At 29.3% G+C, this 16,815-nt stretch carries 19 protein-coding genes; 10 read left to right on the top strand and 9 right to left on the bottom strand.

The window, feature by feature from the left end:
• Positions 1 to 9: 9 nt before the first annotated feature.
• The 3 genes from ACZ5CK_RS05535 (at position 10) to ACZ5CK_RS05545 (ending at position 1,919) form a co-directional block, all read left to right on the top strand.
• Positions 10 to 189 (top strand): HTH domain-containing protein, encoded by a 180-nt coding sequence (locus ACZ5CK_RS05535; RefSeq protein ID WP_280998596.1) that lies wholly within the window; start codon positions 10 to 12, stop codon positions 187 to 189.
• Between the two features lie 59 nt (positions 190 to 248).
• Positions 249 to 1,526: an NAD(P)/FAD-dependent oxidoreductase gene (locus ACZ5CK_RS05540; RefSeq protein ID WP_464582912.1), complete on the top strand. Its 1,278-nt coding sequence runs from the start codon at positions 249 to 251 to the stop codon at positions 1,524 to 1,526.
• Positions 1,527 to 1,607: 81 nt separating this feature from the next.
• Positions 1,608 to 1,919, top strand: coding sequence for an ArsR/SmtB family transcription factor (locus tag ACZ5CK_RS05545; protein ID WP_464582913.1), 312 nt, complete (start codon positions 1,608 to 1,610; stop codon positions 1,917 to 1,919).
• Between the two features lie 52 nt (positions 1,920 to 1,971).
• Here the strand turns inward: ACZ5CK_RS05545 and ACZ5CK_RS05550 are convergent, their stop codons facing one another.
• The 9 genes from ACZ5CK_RS05550 to ACZ5CK_RS05590 are packed head-to-tail and all read right to left on the bottom strand — an operon-like array spanning position 1,972 to position 9,592.
• On the bottom strand, positions 1,972 to 2,514 hold the full coding sequence (locus tag ACZ5CK_RS05550; RefSeq protein ID WP_464582914.1) for a 2-oxoacid:acceptor oxidoreductase family protein: 543 nt from the start codon (positions 2,512 to 2,514) through the stop codon (positions 1,972 to 1,974).
• On the bottom strand, positions 2,511 to 3,266 hold the full coding sequence (locus tag ACZ5CK_RS05555; protein WP_464582915.1) for a thiamine pyrophosphate-dependent enzyme: 756 nt from the start codon (positions 3,264 to 3,266) through the stop codon (positions 2,511 to 2,513). The genes ACZ5CK_RS05550 and ACZ5CK_RS05555 overlap by 4 nt, the downstream gene beginning before the upstream one ends.
• Before the next feature lie 15 nt (positions 3,267 to 3,281).
• The gene (locus ACZ5CK_RS05560; protein WP_464582916.1) at positions 3,282 to 4,337 is read right to left on the bottom strand and encodes a 3-methyl-2-oxobutanoate dehydrogenase subunit VorB; all 1,056 of its coding nucleotides are present in this window, start codon (positions 4,335 to 4,337) and stop codon (positions 3,282 to 3,284) included.
• Positions 4,338 to 4,349: 12 nt separating this feature from the next.
• The gene (locus ACZ5CK_RS05565) at positions 4,350 to 4,580 is read right to left on the bottom strand and encodes a 4Fe-4S dicluster domain-containing protein (RefSeq protein WP_047264906.1); all 231 of its coding nucleotides are present in this window, start codon (positions 4,578 to 4,580) and stop codon (positions 4,350 to 4,352) included.
• Between the two features lie 13 nt (positions 4,581 to 4,593).
• A complete protein-coding gene (locus ACZ5CK_RS05570; RefSeq protein ID WP_464582917.1) occupies positions 4,594 to 5,262 on the bottom strand; it encodes a cobalamin biosynthesis protein CobQ in 669 nt (222 codons plus the stop codon).
• Positions 5,255 to 6,346, bottom strand: a complete 1,092-nt coding sequence (gene buk / locus ACZ5CK_RS05575) for a butyrate kinase (protein WP_464582918.1) — start codon at positions 6,344 to 6,346, stop codon at positions 5,255 to 5,257. The genes ACZ5CK_RS05570 and buk (ACZ5CK_RS05575) overlap by 8 nt, the downstream gene beginning before the upstream one ends.
• Before the next feature lie 11 nt (positions 6,347 to 6,357).
• Entirely contained in the window at positions 6,358 to 7,251 is an 894-nt protein-coding gene (locus ACZ5CK_RS05580) for a bifunctional enoyl-CoA hydratase/phosphate acetyltransferase (protein ID WP_464582919.1), read from the bottom strand.
• Positions 7,252 to 7,260: 9 nt separating this feature from the next.
• Positions 7,261 to 8,322, bottom strand: a complete 1,062-nt coding sequence (buk, locus tag ACZ5CK_RS05585; protein ID WP_464582920.1) for a butyrate kinase — start codon at positions 8,320 to 8,322, stop codon at positions 7,261 to 7,263.
• A 19-nt stretch (positions 8,323 to 8,341) separates the two neighbouring features.
• Positions 8,342 to 9,592 carry an aminotransferase-like domain-containing protein gene (locus ACZ5CK_RS05590; protein WP_464582921.1) on the bottom strand — a complete coding sequence of 417 codons (1,251 nt, stop codon included), beginning with the start codon at positions 9,590 to 9,592 and terminating at the stop codon, positions 8,342 to 8,344.
• 223 nt (positions 9,593 to 9,815) lie between these two features.
• Between ACZ5CK_RS05590 and glyA the strand changes: the two genes are divergently transcribed.
• The 7 genes from glyA (at position 9,816) to ACZ5CK_RS05625 (ending at position 16,809) form a co-directional block, all read left to right on the top strand.
• On the top strand, positions 9,816 to 11,087 hold the full coding sequence (glyA, locus tag ACZ5CK_RS05595) for a serine hydroxymethyltransferase (protein WP_464582922.1): 1,272 nt from the start codon (positions 9,816 to 9,818) through the stop codon (positions 11,085 to 11,087).
• 254 nt (positions 11,088 to 11,341) lie between these two features.
• On the top strand, positions 11,342 to 11,839 hold the full coding sequence (locus ACZ5CK_RS05600) for an OmpH/Skp family outer membrane protein (protein WP_464582923.1): 498 nt from the start codon (positions 11,342 to 11,344) through the stop codon (positions 11,837 to 11,839).
• Position 11,840: 1 nt separating this feature from the next.
• Positions 11,841 to 12,545, top strand: a complete 705-nt coding sequence (gene lptB / locus ACZ5CK_RS05605) for an LPS export ABC transporter ATP-binding protein (RefSeq protein WP_464582924.1) — start codon at positions 11,841 to 11,843, stop codon at positions 12,543 to 12,545.
• 4 nt (positions 12,546 to 12,549) lie between these two features.
• On the top strand, positions 12,550 to 13,104 hold the full coding sequence (locus ACZ5CK_RS05610; RefSeq protein WP_464582925.1) for a TIGR00725 family protein: 555 nt from the start codon (positions 12,550 to 12,552) through the stop codon (positions 13,102 to 13,104).
• Positions 13,097 to 14,500, top strand: a complete 1,404-nt coding sequence (gene gltX, locus ACZ5CK_RS05615; protein WP_464582926.1) for a glutamate--tRNA ligase — start codon at positions 13,097 to 13,099, stop codon at positions 14,498 to 14,500. Before ACZ5CK_RS05610 ends, gltX begins: the two co-directional genes overlap by 8 nt.
• A complete protein-coding gene (coaBC, locus tag ACZ5CK_RS05620; protein WP_464582927.1) occupies positions 14,481 to 15,692 on the top strand; it encodes a bifunctional phosphopantothenoylcysteine decarboxylase/phosphopantothenate--cysteine ligase CoaBC in 1,212 nt (403 codons plus the stop codon). Before gltX ends, coaBC begins: the two co-directional genes overlap by 20 nt.
• Positions 15,616 to 16,809, top strand: a complete 1,194-nt coding sequence (locus tag ACZ5CK_RS05625) for a L,D-transpeptidase family protein (RefSeq protein WP_464582928.1) — start codon at positions 15,616 to 15,618, stop codon at positions 16,807 to 16,809. The genes coaBC and ACZ5CK_RS05625 overlap by 77 nt, the downstream gene beginning before the upstream one ends.
• Positions 16,810 to 16,815 lie beyond the last annotated feature (6 nt).

The following is a 16,815-nucleotide window of genomic DNA, read 5'->3' on the forward strand; positions in this document are numbered from 1 at the left end:
GGGGATAAAATGGACTCAATTGAATTAGTTGTTAAAGTTTTATCTGAATCTAAAGAACCTTTAAAAGCTGGAGAAATTGCGGAAAAAGCCGGGATTGATAAAAAAGAAGTAGATAAGGCTATAAAAAAATTAAAGAAAGAGGAGAAAATTGAGTCTCCAAAAAGATGTTACTATACTATAAAAAGATAATACTAAACTGAAACCTACGGGTTTCAGTTTTTTTATTTTTTTGAAAGGAGTTGGAGTTTATGAAAATTGCTATCATAGGATTTGGCGCTGCTGCAGTTGGTTTTTTAAAAGAAATTGATACTTCAAAACATGAAGTAACTGTCTATGAAATGAATAAAGATATTTTTTCCTCTTCAATTAGTGGTATAAGAGCTGACGGGAAGCTATTCGTATCTTCTGAAATGGGTGGTGATTTAGAAGAAATACTATTTGATAAACAACTACAAAAAGAAATTGTGGATTATTATTCAGAATTATCAGAAACAGAGCCTGAGATAGGCACAAGAGAAAATCTTGAAGAATTACAAAAAAAATTTTTTGTTGATGGATTTAAATTGGTAGAATCAGAATTTTTCCATATAGGAACGGATAAACTAAAAATATTTTTAAAGAATGCACATGAAGAATTTGTTAGAAAAGGGGTTAATTTTAAATTTAATTCATTGGTTAAGGATATAGAAATTAATGAAAAAGTAATTGTTGAATATATAGACAGAGAAACAAGAAATGAAAGAAAAGAAGAATTTAACAAGGTGTATATTGCAGTAGGAAGAAGTGGTTTTAAATTAATAGATACCTTAACAAAAAAATATCCCGATATTATATTATCCAATACTAAAGTTGATTTGGGAGTTAGATTCGAATTACCTGATATTGTCGTTAAAGAATTAAATGAAGCATTATATGAATTCAAAGTAAAATTCAAGTCTTCAAATGGTCAATTAGTAAGAACATTCTGTAACAACCCATCAGGATATGTTGTTACAGAAAAATATTCAGATTTTATTACTGTAAATGGTCATGCTATTCATGACCAAAAATCTACAAATACTAATTTTGCAATTTTAGTAACACATTCATTTACAAAACCATTTAATGATCCTAATGGATATGGCTCATACATTGCAAAATTATCCAATATCTTAGCTGGTGGGAATAAAGTTATACTTCAGACATATGGAGATTTTAAGAAAGGAAAAAGAACCAAAAAGTTGTGGAAAGTATTTCCAACATTAAGTTCTGAAGAATATGTTTTAGGTGATTTAAATTTAGTTTTTCCAAGCAAAACATCTATTTCATTGATAGAATTTATAGATAATTTAAATAATATTATTCCTGGAATTGCAGATGAGGAAAATTTATTATATGGAGTAGAAGTTAAGTTTTATGGAAAAAAACTAGATAACGATCTGTTTGAAAATCTTAAATTTATAGGGGACTGTTCTGGACAAACAAGAAGTATAGTACATGCTACAGCTCATGGTATAATCGAAGCTCGAAAATTAATAGAAAATTAAATTTATTCATATTATAATTTAAATAAATTAGATTATACTATAAGTGTATTAATATTAGAAAAATTAAGAGGAGCTAAAACAATGGATGAATGTGAATTAATTGCAGAAATATTCAAAGCGCTGTCTCATCCAACTCGTTTGAGAATTCTAAAAATTTTAAAAAATGGAAAATGTAATATTGCTGAAATTGCTGAAAAATTTTCTATATCTCAATCAAGTGTTTCACAACACTTGAAAATATTAGAAAATGCTGGTGTTGTAAGCAAGGTGAAGGAAGGAAATATTGTGTTCTGTGATTTAAAATACGAATTGATTTTAAAATTGTTTGATGATGCTAAACAAATAGTATATGAAGAACTCAAAAACGCACACGAAAAAATAAATAATGCTTAATTTAAAATAATCCAGCGATAAATATCGCTGGATTATTTATTTAATAATGAAACTATTTAACTAATGCATTCATTCCTGCTTCAATAGCTTTTAAATTTATATCCAACAATGCTGCTTTTTTACCTTTTAATGATTTTTCTAAGGCTTTCTTTACTGAATCAAAAGATACAGCATTAGTTGCTTTTAAATATGCTCCTAACATTACCATATTTTGAACTTTCACATTTCCTAATTCATCTGCAATCTCATTTGCAGGAATTTTATATACTTGAATATCTTTTCTTTCAGGATCTCTATCTATAACAGAAGAATTTAACAATAATATTCCGTTTTCTGGTAATAATTTTTCAAATTTATACATTGATGGGATATTGAATGCAATAACTTCTGTTGGTTGATCTACAACAGGTGAAGCTATATATTCTTCAGAAAGAACTACAGTACAATTTGCTGTACCTCCACGCATTTCAGGACCATATGATGGTAACCATGTTGTATATAAATTTTCATACATTGCAGCTAATGATAAGATTTTTCCAAATAACATTACGCCTTGACCACCAAAACCAGCAGCTATAAATGCATGATGTTTCATTTTTCATCACCCACCTTATCAACATAAACACCCAATGGATATTCTGGAACCATATTTTCTTCTAACCATCTATTTGCTTCAACTGGTGGAAGACCCCAGTTTGTAGGACATGTTGATAATACTTCAACCATACCAAAACCTTTACCTTCAATTTGAGCTAAGAATGCTTTTTTTATCATTTTTTTTGTTTTTAATACATCTTGTGGTTTGTTAACTTTTGTTCTTGCTAAGTATGCTACACCTGGTAAGTTAGATAATAACTCGGCCATGTGAATAGGATAACCTTCATTATCAGCTTTTCTTCCATATGGAGAGGTTGTTGTTTTCATTCCTAATAATGTAGTTGGAGCCATTTGTCCTCCAGTCATACCATATATCGCATTATTAATGAAAATTGTTGTAATTTTTTCTCCTCTATTTGCTGCATGAATAATCTCAGCAGTTCCTATAGCTGCTAAATCTCCATCACCTTGATATGTGAAAACTACGTTTTCTGGCATTGCTCTCTTCATTCCTGTAGCTACTGCTGGAGCCCTTCCGTGTGGAGCAACAGTACCATCTACATCAAAAAATTCATATGCAAAAACAGAACAACCTACTGGAGCAACCATTAAAGTTTTCTCTCTGATTCCTAATTCATCTATTACTTCTGCAACAAGTCTATGAACAATTCCATGATGACAACCTGGACAATATGTAAACTCTTTTCCGCTCAATGCTTCAGGACCTTTGAATTTTATTTTATAAGACATAATTTTCCTCCTTTCTTATATCAATTCCATTAATTTTGTTAATACTTCATTTGGTGTAGGTACAACTCCACCAGTTCTTCCATAAAATTCTACTGGTTTTTTGCCATTTACAGCTAATTTAACATCTTCTACCATTTGACCCATACTCATTTCTACTGTAAAGAATAATTTTGCTTGATCAGCCAATTTTGCCAATGCATCATATGGATATGGCCATAATGTTATTGGTCTAAATAATCCAGCTTTTACTCCTTTTTCTCTTGCCATATTTACTATAGTTTTCGCAATTCTTCCCATAGTACCATAAGCTACTATGATTATATCAGCATCTTCTGTTTTATATTCTTCCCACATTTGTTCATTTTCAATTATTTTCTTATATTTTTCTTGATATCTCAAATTCATTTGTTCTAATACATATTCGTTTATATCAAATGAAGTTATTTTATGAGGTTCTCTACCTTTTGCTCCTTGCATAGCCCATGAACTATGATCAGGTAAGGTACTTAAATCTCTGAATTCAGGAAATTCAACAGGTTCCATCATTTGACCTAACATACCATCTGCAAGTATTAAAGCAGGGTTTCTATACTTATCCGCTATATCAAAAGCCTTTGCCGTCAATTCAACAGCTTCTTGTAATGATTCAGGTCCATAAACAACTAATTTATAATCGCCATGTCCTCCACCTTTTGTTGCTTGAAAGTAATCACTTTGAGCAGGTTGAATATCTCCTAAACCTGGACCTCCTCTAACAACATTAACAAATACTACAGGTAATTCTGCGCCTGCAATATATGAAACACCTTCCTGCATTAAACTAAATCCTGGAGAAGATGTTGAAGTCATAACTCTATGTCCAGTTGATGCTGCACCATATAACATATTTACAGCAGCAACTTCACTTTCTGCTTGTAAAAATACGCCATCAACTTGTGGCATTCTTCTTGACATATATTCTGTTAATTCACTTTGTGGTGTAATAGGATAACCAAAATATAATCTACATCCAGCTCTTATGGCAGCTTCACCAATTGCTTCAGTACCTTTTACCATAACTTTTTCAGCCATTAATATCCCTCCTTAAGCTTTTGCCTTTTCTAATGTTGATACTGTTATACATACATCGGGACACATTTGATAACAGAAACCACAACCAATACATTTTTCAGGATTTAAAACTGCAGCAGGGTGATAACCTTTTGCATTAAATCCTTCAGAAAATCCTAATGTTCCTGTTGGACATGCATCTATACAAAGACCACATCCTTTACATCTTTCTTGATCAATTTCAACCTTGTTTTTGTATTCCATCGTATCCCTCCTTCTATAATTGATATACTTTATCTAAAAATCTTTTTAATATGAATTTTGGATATTCTGTTTCTATATTCTTTAAAAATTCAGGAACAACAGTAAAAGCAATAGGAATTCCTAATTTTTCCGAAACTTTTTTTAATATTTTTTCTCCATTTAAAATAATTTCTTCTGTCGTTTCATCTTGTAAATTAGAGTTAGATATTAGAAAATTTACTTTCCTCCTAGATTTTGCACTTAATCGTTCAATATAATATTCAATATCTTCAACTGTATTCATAAAAGGTCTTTTTGTATTAACAACAAAATAAGTAGCTGTTTTTGTTTGATCCAAAAAGTTTTTTAATGATCCCACAACTGTTGAACCATCTTCATTTCCTCCGGCATCTATAATAGTTTGATATTCAGGATTAACTATATATCCACTAACTGCAGGAGGAATTATCGGTAGGTCAGCATGTATAAATTGCCTTGGAGGAGTTACAACTTTTATCCCCATTTTTTCTAAAATATCAATTTCATCTCTTGTCCTAAAATAAGGACTAATTACATCAATATCTGCAATTGCCACTTTTTCATATCTTTCTTTTAAATATATTGCGGAATTTAAAGCGATTTCAGTTTTTCCGGAACCGAACATTCCAATAATTACATGACATTTATAATCAGTATTAAGCATTATTTACCTCCATAGGTGGGTATTTCTTAGTTTTTTCTTCACCCTTTAATACTCTTAAAGCAGCTTCTGCTAAAGCTTTTTCTTCATCGCCACCAGGCACGACATAAATTGGTGCAATAAATTCCGTATGTTCAGTTAACCATTTAACCATAAAATCTTTATCGTATGCTAATCCACCTGTTAATACAATTCCATCAACTTCAAAATTTAAAGTAGCTGCCATTTTACCAATCCATTTAGAAATTTGTAAAGCCATTGCTTTATATATCAATGTGGCGTATTCCTCTCCATCTTCAACTCTTTTTTGAACTTCTAAAGCATCATTCGTATTAAGATAAGCAACTAAACCACCGTTTCCTTTAATTCTTTTTTTCATTTCATCTAAAGTCATTTTCCCTGAATAAGCTAAATCAATAACTTGCGTCATTGGTAATGTTCCAGACCTTTCGGGGGTAAAAGGACCGTCGCCATCTAAAGCGTTATTTACATCAATAACTTTCCCTTTTCTATGGGCTCCTATGGATATCCCACCACCCATATGTACAACGATTAAATTTATGTTTTCATATTCTTTTTTCATTTTTTCAGCAACTAATCTTGCAACAGCTTTTTGATTTAATGCATGAAATATAGATTTTCTTTCAAAATCGGGATGTCCAGAAAATCTTGCTATATCTATCATTTCATCAACTACAACAGGATCTGCAATATATGAAGGAATTCCATAATCAGAGGCTAATTCATGAGCTATTAAAGCTCCTAAATTAGAAGCATGTTCTCCGTATTTTCCTTCTCTAAGTTCTTCTTTCATTAATTCATTGATTTCATATACACCACCTGGTATAGGTCTTAACAACCCACCTCTTCCAATAATAGCAGAAAATGTAGATAAATGATGTCCAGCCTTTTCCAAAAATTTTTTAATTACTTCTTTTCTAAACTCATATTGCTCTGCTATATGTTTAAATGGCTTTAATTCTTCTGATGAATGTCTGACTGTATCTTTAGATAATAGTTTTTCGTCTTCATATATAGCTAATTTAGTCGATGTTGAACCTGGATTTATAACTAAAATTTTATACATAATATTACCTCCTAAGCCAAGAGTACAGATAATGCAATAGATAACATTTTTGCATCATCAGAATCTGCTCTTGATGTTAAAACAACAGGTTTCTTTCCACCAAGAATAGTGCTTGCGACGCCAGCACCAGATAAAAATACCATAGATTTATAGAAAATATTACCTGCTTCGATATCTGGCATAATAACTATGTCAGCATCACCTGCAACTTCACTTGTAATGCCTTTATGTTTTGCGGCTTCTTTTGAAATAGCATTATCCATAGCAAATGGTCCGTCAACTAAGCAACCTTTTATCTGCCCTCTTCTGTTCATTTGAGTTATTATGGCTGCATCTATTGTAGCTGGCATTTTCGGATTCACTTTTTCCAAAGCACCTACAATAGCAACTTTTGGATTTTCAACTCCTAAAACATTAGCAACTTTAACCGCATTATTTATTGAATCTACTTTTTGCTCTAATGTTGGAGCAATCACCATTCCTGCATCAGTTACAATCAATAATTTATGATATTTTTCTATATCAAATACACTTACTAAATTTATTGTTCCCTTAGTTCTAAGACCATATTCTTCTTTCAAATAAACAGATAGCAATTCACCTGTAGTTATATGTCCTTTCATTGGTAAATCTGTCTTTCCTTTAGATACATCTTCTATGGTCTTTATTACAGCTTCTTTATTTGAATTACAATGAATAATTTTCATTGTTGAAATATCTATATCATTTTCTTTAGCAATTTCCTTTATTTTATTCTCGTTTCCATATAAAAATGCATTACATATTCCTTCTTCAACAGCTTTAGAAACAGCCTTCAATACCACTTCATCTTCAGCAGCAGCAACTCCTATAGTTTTTTTTATCTCTATATTTTTAGCTAATTCTATTATTTTATTAATTCTCATATTTTCACCTCACATTTTCCAATCTTTAGCTTTTTCTTCATTATTTAATACTCTCAAAGCTCCTTCTGCTAAAGCTTCCATCTCAAATGAGCCTGGGTATAACATAATTAAAGCTATTTTAGAAATTCTTTGCTTAATCATTTCAATAAAATCTTCATTTCGAGCCATTCCACCAGTAATAACAATTGCATCAACTTCTCCTTTTAAAACTGCTGCCATCCCACCAATTTCTTTTGAAATTTGATAAGCCATAGCTTCAACAACTTTTTTAGCATATTCATCATTTTCTGCTTTTTTCATAGCAACTCTTAAATCATTTGTGCCAAGATATGCAACCAAACCACCTTTTCCCACATATCTTTTTTTCAATTCTCTTTTTTCATATTTCCCTGAAAATGCTATTTTAGATAAATCACCTACTGGTAATTCCCCAGTTCTTTCGGGGCTAAAAGGACCTTCATCATTAGCATTATTAACATCTATCATTTTTCCTTTTCTTTGTGCTCCTATGGATATTCCACCACCCAAATGTACAATGATAAAATTACATTCTTCATATTCTTTTTTTAATTCCTTAGCAGCTTTTCTTGCTACACTTTTCATATTCAATGCATGTAATAAACTTTTTCTTTCTATTTCAGGAATACCAGAAATTCTTGATTCTGGAATAAATTCATCAACAGATACAGGATCTGTTATAAATACTGGGATTTTATTTTCTGCCAATTCCCAACCAATAACTGCAGCTAAATTCGAAGCATGCTCAATTTTTGTTTTATTCCTTAAAAAATCTACCATTTCTTCTGTTACTCTATAAGTACCACTTTCTAAAGGTGGTAATACTCCACCTCTTGCTGCAATAGCATTGAAATCACTCATCTTATAACCATATTTTGCAATAAACTCTTTTATTTCGTTTCTTCTCAAATCTATTTGATCCATTAATCTTTCATATTTGTCCAATTCTTCTGTTGAATGTGATACTTCTTCTGTTACTACCAATTTTTCATCCTCAAAAACAGCAATTTTTGTAGAAGTTGACCCCGGGTTAATCACTAAAATGCGATTCATATTTTCACCTCACAAGAGATTATTTTTTTATTTTTAAATCTATACCCTTTTTATTTGCATATTCCTCAATTGTTTCTCTTAATCTTTTTGATCCTTCCTCTAATTCTTCAAATGATGGAAGACAGAAAGATACTCTCAGTGTATTTCTTTCTGGTTCATCTACATAAAAAGTTTCTCCAGGAATATAAATTACCTTTTTTCTTTTTGCAATTTCAAACATTTCCATAGTATCAAAACCTTCGGGTAATATTATCCATGAGAATAACCCACCTTGTGGTCTAATCCAATCTATTCCTTCTATATCTCCTAAATATTTATCTAAAGCTTCCATAAATTTATCTTTCTTTTCTTTATATATTTCAATAGTAGGTTGTATTTCTTCAAATAAATCATACTTTTCCATAAATCTTGCTGCTATTCTTTGGGTTAATGTTGAAGAACATAAGTCCATTCCTTGTTTAGCTAAAACCATCTTTCTAATTAATTCATTATTTCCGATAATTACACCAATTCTTAATCCAGGGGATAATACTTTACTAAATGTATTTAATAAAATTACTCTTTCACCTTTGCTTAATTTAAATATACTTGGTAATTTTTCTCCTTCAAAACGCAATGCACCATATGGATCATCTTCAATAATTATGAAATCATATTTTTCTGCTAATTCTATCAATCTTTTTCTTTTCTCTAAGGATAAAGAAGTTCCTGCTGGATTATGAAAATTGCTTACAGTATACACAAATTTAAATTTATCAATTTTTCCTTCACTGTCAAGTTTTTTCAATTCCTTTTCTAATATATCCAAGTTCATCCCATCTTTTTCTAAAGGAATACTGATGTAATTAGGATTCCTTTGGTTAAACGCACTACCAGCACCTAAATAAATTGGTTTACTAACAGCACAATAACTATCTTCATCTAAAAATACAGTTCCAATAATAAATAATGCTTGTTGAGATCCAGTCGTTATCATAAGATTTTCTTCTGTTAATCCTTCAATACCCTCATATTTTTCCAAAAGTCTTATATATTGCTTTATTAATTCTGGATCTCCTTCTGTAGCACCATATTGTAAAGCTGTTTTGTATTCATTCATTATCACATCATTAGAAATTTCAGATAATTTTTTTATCGGGAAAGTTTCCGGATCAGGTATTCCCCCACCAAATGAAATAATCCCTTCTTCTGTAGCTGTTTTTAACAATTCTCTTATGATGTTGGATTTGATTCTATTTACCGTAGATGAATATTTTTTCTCAAATCTCATAGTATCACCCCTTATATAATTTTCTATTCGATGTTATTTTACACTTTTAATTTTATTTTTACAAAGTTGATTATGGAGCCATATATCTGGTTATATACAATTATAAGTGATTATATGCTGTGTGAAAAAAATTTCACGAAAATTTTTTCAATGTTAATATTAGCATTTTTTTTTTCTATAGTGTATAATAAAAACGAACTTTCATTAAAAGGAGGAACAGAAAATGTGGAAAAATTTGAAAATTGCTGATCCTGAAATCTACGAAATAGTGATGAAAGAATTAAACAGACAAGAATATGGTTTGGAATTAATTGCTTCTGAAAACTTTGCTTCACCAGCGGTGATGGAAGCAATGGGAAGTGTTTTAACAAATAAATATGCTGAAGGCTACCCTAAAAAAAGATATTATGGTGGATGTGAATTTGTAGATGAAGCTGAAACTTTAGCTAGAAATAGAGCAAAGGTATTATTCAGTGCAAAATATGCTAATGTACAGCCACATTCTGGTTCTCAAGCTAATATGGGAGTATATTTAGCATTGATGGAAGCTGGAGATAAGTTAATGGGTATGTCGCTAAGTCATGGTGGACATTTAACTCATGGAGCTTCAGTAAACTTTTCTGGGAAGATATTCAATGTTGTTCAATATGGAGTAAATGAAGATACAGAGATAATAGATTATGATGAAGTAGAAAAATTGGCTTTAGAACATAAGCCAAAAATTATTGTAGCTGGTGGAAGTGCTTATGCTAGAATAATAGATTTTAAAAGATTTAGAGAGATTGCTGATAAAGTAGGAGCTTATTTGGTAGTTGATATGTCACATTTTGCTGGATTGGTTGCTGCGGGATTATATCCTAATCCTTTAGAATACGCTCATGTGGTTACTACTACAACACATAAAACTTTAAGAGGACCCAGAGGCGGAATGATTCTAACTAATGATAAAGAATTATACAAATTAATAAATAAAAGTATATTCCCTGGAATTCAAGGGGGTCCATTAATGCATGTTATTGCTGCAAAAGCTGTTGCTTTTAAAGAAGCTTTATCTCCTAAATTTAAAGATTATCAAGCACAAGTAATAAAAAATGCAAAGAAATTAGCGGAAGAAATGGAAAAATTAGGTTTTAGAATAGTTTCTGGTGGAACAGATTCACATTTATTTCTCGTAGATTTAAATGACAAAGGTGTTACTGGCAAAGCAGCAGAAAAAGCTTTAGAGGCTGCAAGTATTACAGTAAATAAAAATACTATTCCTAAAGAAACAAGATCACCATTCGTTACTAGCGGTATAAGAATAGGAACCCCTGCGGTAACGACAAGAGGAATGAAAGAGAAAGAGATGAAAATTATTGCTGAGTTAATTAATGAAGTTATTACGAATATAAAAGATGAAGATGGAACTTTAGATGACGCATTTAAGGAAAAAATAAAATCTAAAGTTAAAGAACTATGCCAAAAATTTCCATTATATAAAGGAAAAATATTTTAAAGAAAGCCCCATTGGGGCTTTTTTTAAAATAAAAAAACGGAGCATAAAGCTCCGTAAATTCCTTAATATATTTTAAGGAGGATAGGGGTATATTTATGATAGCATTAAAATGTTAAATGAAAATCAATTTATTATTCAAAATTATGTATTATAAATTAAGAAAAGTAAAACAAAATAGTTATAAAAAAATTTTCTTAAAATCAAGAATTAATGATATAATATAACGTAAGTATAAAATTCAGGAGGTGTTTTTGGTGAAAAACTTTTCAAAACTTTTTATTGTGGCAGTTGTTTTATTGGGATTTCTGTTTATCCCAAAGATAGGTATTTCAGAAAATTCTAAACAAACAGGTAAAGATTTAAAAATCGCATTTGTGCAAATGCAAAAAGTTACGCAATCCTACTATAAATGGGTTGATTTACAAGAAAAATATAAAAATGATTTACAGTATTATCAAGGTAAAATTGATAAATTAAAGAAAGACTATGAAGATTTAAAAAACTCAGGTGCTAGCCAAGATGAGTTATCTCAAAAACAACAAGAACTGCAAACAAGAATAAACGAATATCAAAAAGCAATACAAGATGAATATACACAAAAAACTAATGAAATTTTAGATGAAGTTAAAAATAAAGTTATAGAATATGCCAAAGCTAATGGTTATGATTTAGTATTATATGAACCTTCCGTTTTATATGCCGATGAACTTGTTGATATAACTCCACAAATATTAGAATTATTAAAGAAATAATATGTCAAAGATTATCTGTAAAAAAATAGTAAAAAAATATGGGAGAAAAATAGTTTTAAATAGTGTTGATTTTGAAGCCAGCACAGGTCAGATTGTTGGGATTTTAGGTCCCAACGGTGCTGGCAAATCTACATTATTTAAAACTATATTGGGTATTGTTGTACCTAAAAGTGGAGAAATATTTATTGATAACAGGAAGATTACTCATCTACCTGTACATATTAGAGCTAAAAATGGGATAGCATATTTACCTCAAGAACCATCTGTGTTTAGAAACTTAACCGTTTGGGACAATATGGATCTAATTGCTACAATGTTGAAAATTGATAATAAAAATGAATTTATAAAAAAGATTTTAGAAGAATTTGGAATATGGGATTTAAGAGATCAAATAGCAGATTCTTTATCTGGTGGCGAAAAAAGAAGATTAGAATTCGCTAGAACATTATTAACAAATCCAAAATTTATATTATTGGATGAACCTTTTGTTGGAATTGATCCCATTACAGTTAAAGATATACAAAAGATTATTAAGTCTTTATCTGAGAGAAATTTAGGTGTTATTGTTACTGATCATAACGTTGATGAAATAGCTGAAGTTGTTGATATTTTATATGTTTTACATAAAGGGAATGTTATAGCATATGGTAATCCTGAAAATGTATTAAAAGATGATACGGTAATTGAAAATTATTTAGGTTGGTGATAAAATGAATGTAGGAGTTATTGGCTACTCTGGAGATCCTGATAAAGAACCGATAAATTCATTGAAAGAAATAATATTCAAAGTTGGTGAGTTAATAGCTAAAAATAATTGGGTATTATTTAGTGGTGGAAGAAATGGTGTAATGGAATTGGTCTCAAAAGCAAATAAAAAATTTAACGGAAAAAATATAGGGATATTACCCTGGGAAGTAAATGGGAATGAATATCTTGATATATCTATTAAAACAGGTTTAGATTTTTCAATGAGATCATATATTTTAGTAAAAACTGTTGACGTTGTAATTAGTATAGGTGGCGAAATTGGCACTGCAATCGAAATTTTAGGCGCTTATGCAAATAAAAAACCAGTAATATTAATTAAAGGAACTGGGGGTTGGACTGATAGAATACAAAATGTACTGATTGAAGAAAAATATTTAGATAATAGAAAGCTTGCTAAAATTTATATAGTAAATGATATAAAGGAATTAGAAACATTACTAAAAAAGTTAGAAAATTCCATTGATAAAGTAAGAGGAGGAAAATTTCAATATGATTAGATTAAGGTTCGCTCCTAGTCCCACAGGTAGTATGCATGTTGGTGGAGTAAGAACTGCTTTATTTAATTGGTTATTTGCTAAAAAAAATAATGGTAAATTTATATTACGAATTGAAGATACTGATAAAGAAAGATCTTCAAAAGAATCAGAAAGAGAAATAATCAATTCATTAAAATGGTGTGGCTTAGATTGGGACGAGGGGCCAGATATTGGTGGGGAATATGGCCCTTATAGACAAAGTGAAAGATTAGACATTTATAAGAAATATATAAATTTTTTAATTGAAAAAAATATGGCATATTATGCTGTTTACGATAAAAATAATAATGAAATTTATACATCTAACAATTATCCTGAAAAATATAAAAATGAAAGCATTGTTGTAAAATTTAGAGTGAATAAAAACGGAATTACTGAATATAATGATCTTTTAAAAGGAAATATTAAATTTAGAAATGATTTAATAGATGACTTCATTATATTAAGGTCTAATGGTATTCCTGTATATAATTTCACTGTAGTAATAGATGATCATTTTATGAAAATTACACATGTTATTAGAGGAGAAGACCATATTTCTAATACTCAAAAACAAATAATGTTATATAAAGCATTTGGATGGGACATTCCTGAATTTATGCATATACCTTTAATATTGGGAAATGACAGAAAACCATTGAGTAAAAGACATGGAGGAACTTCTGTTGAATACTTTAGAAAAGAAGGAATACTAAAAGATGCTTTAATGAACTATTTAGCCTTATTAGGCTGGACAATAAATGATGAAATTTTTGATTATAAAGATAAAATAAATGATTTCTCTCCAGACAATATTTCTAATAAAGGTGTAATTTTTGATTATGATAAATTAGAATGGTTATGTGGTAAACATTTAAGATTAATGGATGCAGACCAATTAATTAACGAATATATTGATTGGCTTAAATACACAGACAATCATGTTTTAAAAGACTATATTATAAAAAATATAGAATATTCAAAGAAGGTTATTTTAATTTGTAGAGAAAAAATAAATACTTTGAAACAATTAAAAGATTTTTCTTACAACTTTTTTATAGATGATTTTGATTATGAAGAAAAATATATAGAAAAGTATTTAAAAAAAGAATGGATTATTGAATTAATTAAAACATCAATTGAAAAATTTGAAAATTTAGAAGATTTTTCAATAGAAAATGTAGAAAAAATTCTTAGAGAAATCGCTGAATTAAAAATAACATCAAAGAAAAATACTTTTCAAAGCATTAGAGGTGCTGTTTTAGGAAAATTAGTAACCCCTGGATTATTTGAATCTATAGCTGTTTTAGGAAAGGATAGAGTTTTATCTCGTTTAAGAAGAGTAGAGGTGTTTATCAATGAATATTTTAAAAAATAAAAAAATTTTATTAGGTGTAAGCAGTGGAATTGCTATATATAAAGCTGTAGATTTATCTTCTAAATTGAGAAAATTGGATGTTGATTTAAATATTGTATTAACAGAAGATGCTAAAAAAATGGTATCTCCTACAGTTTTTTCTGCAGTTGGAAACTGTCCAGTTTATACAGATTATTTTAATGAAGTAAAAGATGGTTGGATCCCACATACACAATTATCTGCAGAATCTGATGCATTGATTATTGCACCAGCTACTGCTAATATTATTGCTAAAATCGCAAATGGATTTGCAGATGATTTGTTATCATTAATAGCATTGGCTTTTAGAGAAAAATCGAAAATAATTGTACCTACAATGAATACAAGAATGTATAATTCCCCCGCATTACAAAGAAATTTGGAATTATTAAAAAAAGATGGTTGGATTATTGTAGAACCTGAGGTTGGGCACTTAGCTTGTGGTGAAATTGGTAAAGGAAGATATCCCGATAATGAAATCATATTAGAATTTTTGGAAGATTCTTTAACAAAAAAAACTTTAATAGGGAAAAAAGTTATAATAACTGCTGGTCCTACTGTTGAACCAATAGATCCAGTTAGAAACATCACAAATAAATCCAGTGGAAAAATGGGATATGAATTAGCACGTGCTTTTTCTTATAGCGGAGCGGAAGTAACATTAATTTCTGGACCTGCAAATATAAATATTCCATATACTATAAAAAATTTTGTTAAAGTAAATACTGCTTTAGAAATGAAAAACGAAGTAATGAAATATTTTAATGATTCTGACATTATAGTAATGTCAGCTGCAGTTTCAGATTATAGAGTTGAAAATTATTCAAATATAAAAATAAAAAAAGATAAAGATAATTTAATAATTAAGTTGAAAAAAAATCCGGACATTTTAAAAGAAATAGGCAAAATAAAAAAAGATAAACAATTATTAATAGGATTTGCAGCAGAAACTAATGACTTAATTAATTACGCTAAAAGAAAACTAATAGAAAAAAATTGTGATTTGATAGTCGCAAATGATGTTTCCAAAAAAGAAATAGGTTTTAATTCCGATTTTAATGAAGTATACATAATTGATAAAATGGGAGATGTCACCCATGTGGAAAAAGCTTCTAAAAGGGAAATTGCTTTTAATATTGTTTCTTATATTTCAAATAATTATTATAGCAGATAGTCATAATGTTCAATTTTTAGATTTTCATGATGGTATTATATATGTAAGATTTTCATCTGGCGAAAGAATAATTAACCCTAAAGTTTTTTTAAGAACATTAGGGTTTAGGGTTATACCTAATTTTTCATATACACCAACTTATATAGATATAAATATAAATATTAAAGATTTTACTAGGGATGATGTTTTAGATTTAGAAATAAGCTATGATTCATTAAACGGAAAGAAAAATATTAAATATAAAAATTTCTTAAAGATGAAAGAATTTTTTGACAGTATAAAATTAGAAGTTTCTACAATAGAAACTTTGGATGGTTGGAAAGGGGTTTTAGTAAATAATTCCAATGGGAAATTCAATATAACTAATGTATATATTGATGGGAAAATAAAAATATATAATAGTGAAAGTAATATATATTATTTACCTGAAGATTTGGAATCTGGTTTTCATGAAATTAAAGTTGAATATTTTAATAAATACAATATAAAAAGAATAAAAACTATTATATTTTATAAAAAAGATTGGTTCTATGCTTCGTCAAATCTTAAAGGAGCATCGTATACTGTAGAATTTATAGATAATTATTTAGTAAAAAAAGGAGATTCCATCTATAAAATTGCTAGAAAATACGGAGTAAAACCTGGTGAAATAATATTATATAATGATATATTAGATCCTAAAACTATATATCCAGGACAGTTGTTGAAAATTGGGAAACTTAAATTTGGTGAAAGTCCCTTAGTAATTACAGTTGATTTAGATAAATCTATTTTAAATCTGTACTATTTAGGAAGAAAAGTATTGACATTCCCAGCTGCTGTAGGTAGAAGTGATGCAACACCTCCAGGATATTATAGAATAATGTATAAAGAAAAAGAACCAGCATTGTATTGGTATGGAGAATATATAAAACCAGGTTCTATAATAAATGGTGTTGGAAGTAGGTGGCTCCAATTATCTAAAGAACAATATGGTATTCACGGAACAACAAAGCCATGGGAAATCGGTAAAAGAATATCCCATGGTTGTATAAGGTTGTTAAATCAAGATGTAGAGTTATTAGATTTTTTAACTGGAATTGGAACAGAAGTCTATGCACTTAAATCTGTGAGGTGAGATTTT

Source organism: Marinitoga okinawensis (genome assembly GCF_055387075.1).

Bases quoted from the DNA above. Each gene is read 5' to 3' on its own strand.
- ACZ5CK_RS05535 (WP_280998596.1), top strand. From the start codon at position 10: ATGGACTCAATTGAATTAGTTGTTAAAGTTTTATCTGAATCTAAAGAA.
- ACZ5CK_RS05540 (WP_464582912.1), top strand. From the start codon at position 249: ATGAAAATTGCTATCATAGGATTTGGCGCTGCTGCAGTTGGTTTTTTA.
- ACZ5CK_RS05545 (WP_464582913.1), top strand. From the start codon at position 1,608: ATGGATGAATGTGAATTAATTGCAGAAATATTCAAAGCGCTGTCTCAT.
- ACZ5CK_RS05550 (WP_464582914.1), bottom strand. From the start codon at position 2,514: ATGAAACATCATGCATTTATAGCTGCTGGTTTTGGTGGTCAAGGCGTA.
- ACZ5CK_RS05555 (WP_464582915.1), bottom strand. From the start codon at position 3,266: ATGTCTTATAAAATAAAATTCAAAGGTCCTGAAGCATTGAGCGGAAAA.
- ACZ5CK_RS05560 (WP_464582916.1), bottom strand. From the start codon at position 4,337: ATGGCTGAAAAAGTTATGGTAAAAGGTACTGAAGCAATTGGTGAAGCT.
- ACZ5CK_RS05565 (WP_047264906.1), bottom strand. From the start codon at position 4,580: ATGGAATACAAAAACAAGGTTGAAATTGATCAAGAAAGATGTAAAGGA.
- ACZ5CK_RS05570 (WP_464582917.1), bottom strand. From the start codon at position 5,262: ATGCTTAATACTGATTATAAATGTCATGTAATTATTGGAATGTTCGGT.
- buk (WP_464582918.1), bottom strand. From the start codon at position 6,346: ATGTATAAAATTTTAGTTATAAATCCAGGTTCAACATCGACTAAATTA.
- ACZ5CK_RS05580 (WP_464582919.1), bottom strand. From the start codon at position 7,251: ATGAGAATTAATAAAATAATAGAATTAGCTAAAAATATAGAGATAAAA.
- buk (WP_464582920.1), bottom strand. From the start codon at position 8,322: ATGAATCGCATTTTAGTGATTAACCCGGGGTCAACTTCTACAAAAATT.
- ACZ5CK_RS05590 (WP_464582921.1), bottom strand. From the start codon at position 9,592: ATGAGATTTGAGAAAAAATATTCATCTACGGTAAATAGAATCAAATCC.
- glyA (WP_464582922.1), top strand. From the start codon at position 9,816: ATGTGGAAAAATTTGAAAATTGCTGATCCTGAAATCTACGAAATAGTG.
- lptB (WP_464582924.1), top strand. From the start codon at position 11,841: ATGTCAAAGATTATCTGTAAAAAAATAGTAAAAAAATATGGGAGAAAA.
- ACZ5CK_RS05610 (WP_464582925.1), top strand. From the start codon at position 12,550: ATGAATGTAGGAGTTATTGGCTACTCTGGAGATCCTGATAAAGAACCG.
- gltX (WP_464582926.1), top strand. From the start codon at position 13,097: ATGATTAGATTAAGGTTCGCTCCTAGTCCCACAGGTAGTATGCATGTT.
- coaBC (WP_464582927.1), top strand. From the start codon at position 14,481: ATGAATATTTTAAAAAATAAAAAAATTTTATTAGGTGTAAGCAGTGGA.
- ACZ5CK_RS05625 (WP_464582928.1), top strand. From the start codon at position 15,616: ATGTGGAAAAAGCTTCTAAAAGGGAAATTGCTTTTAATATTGTTTCTT.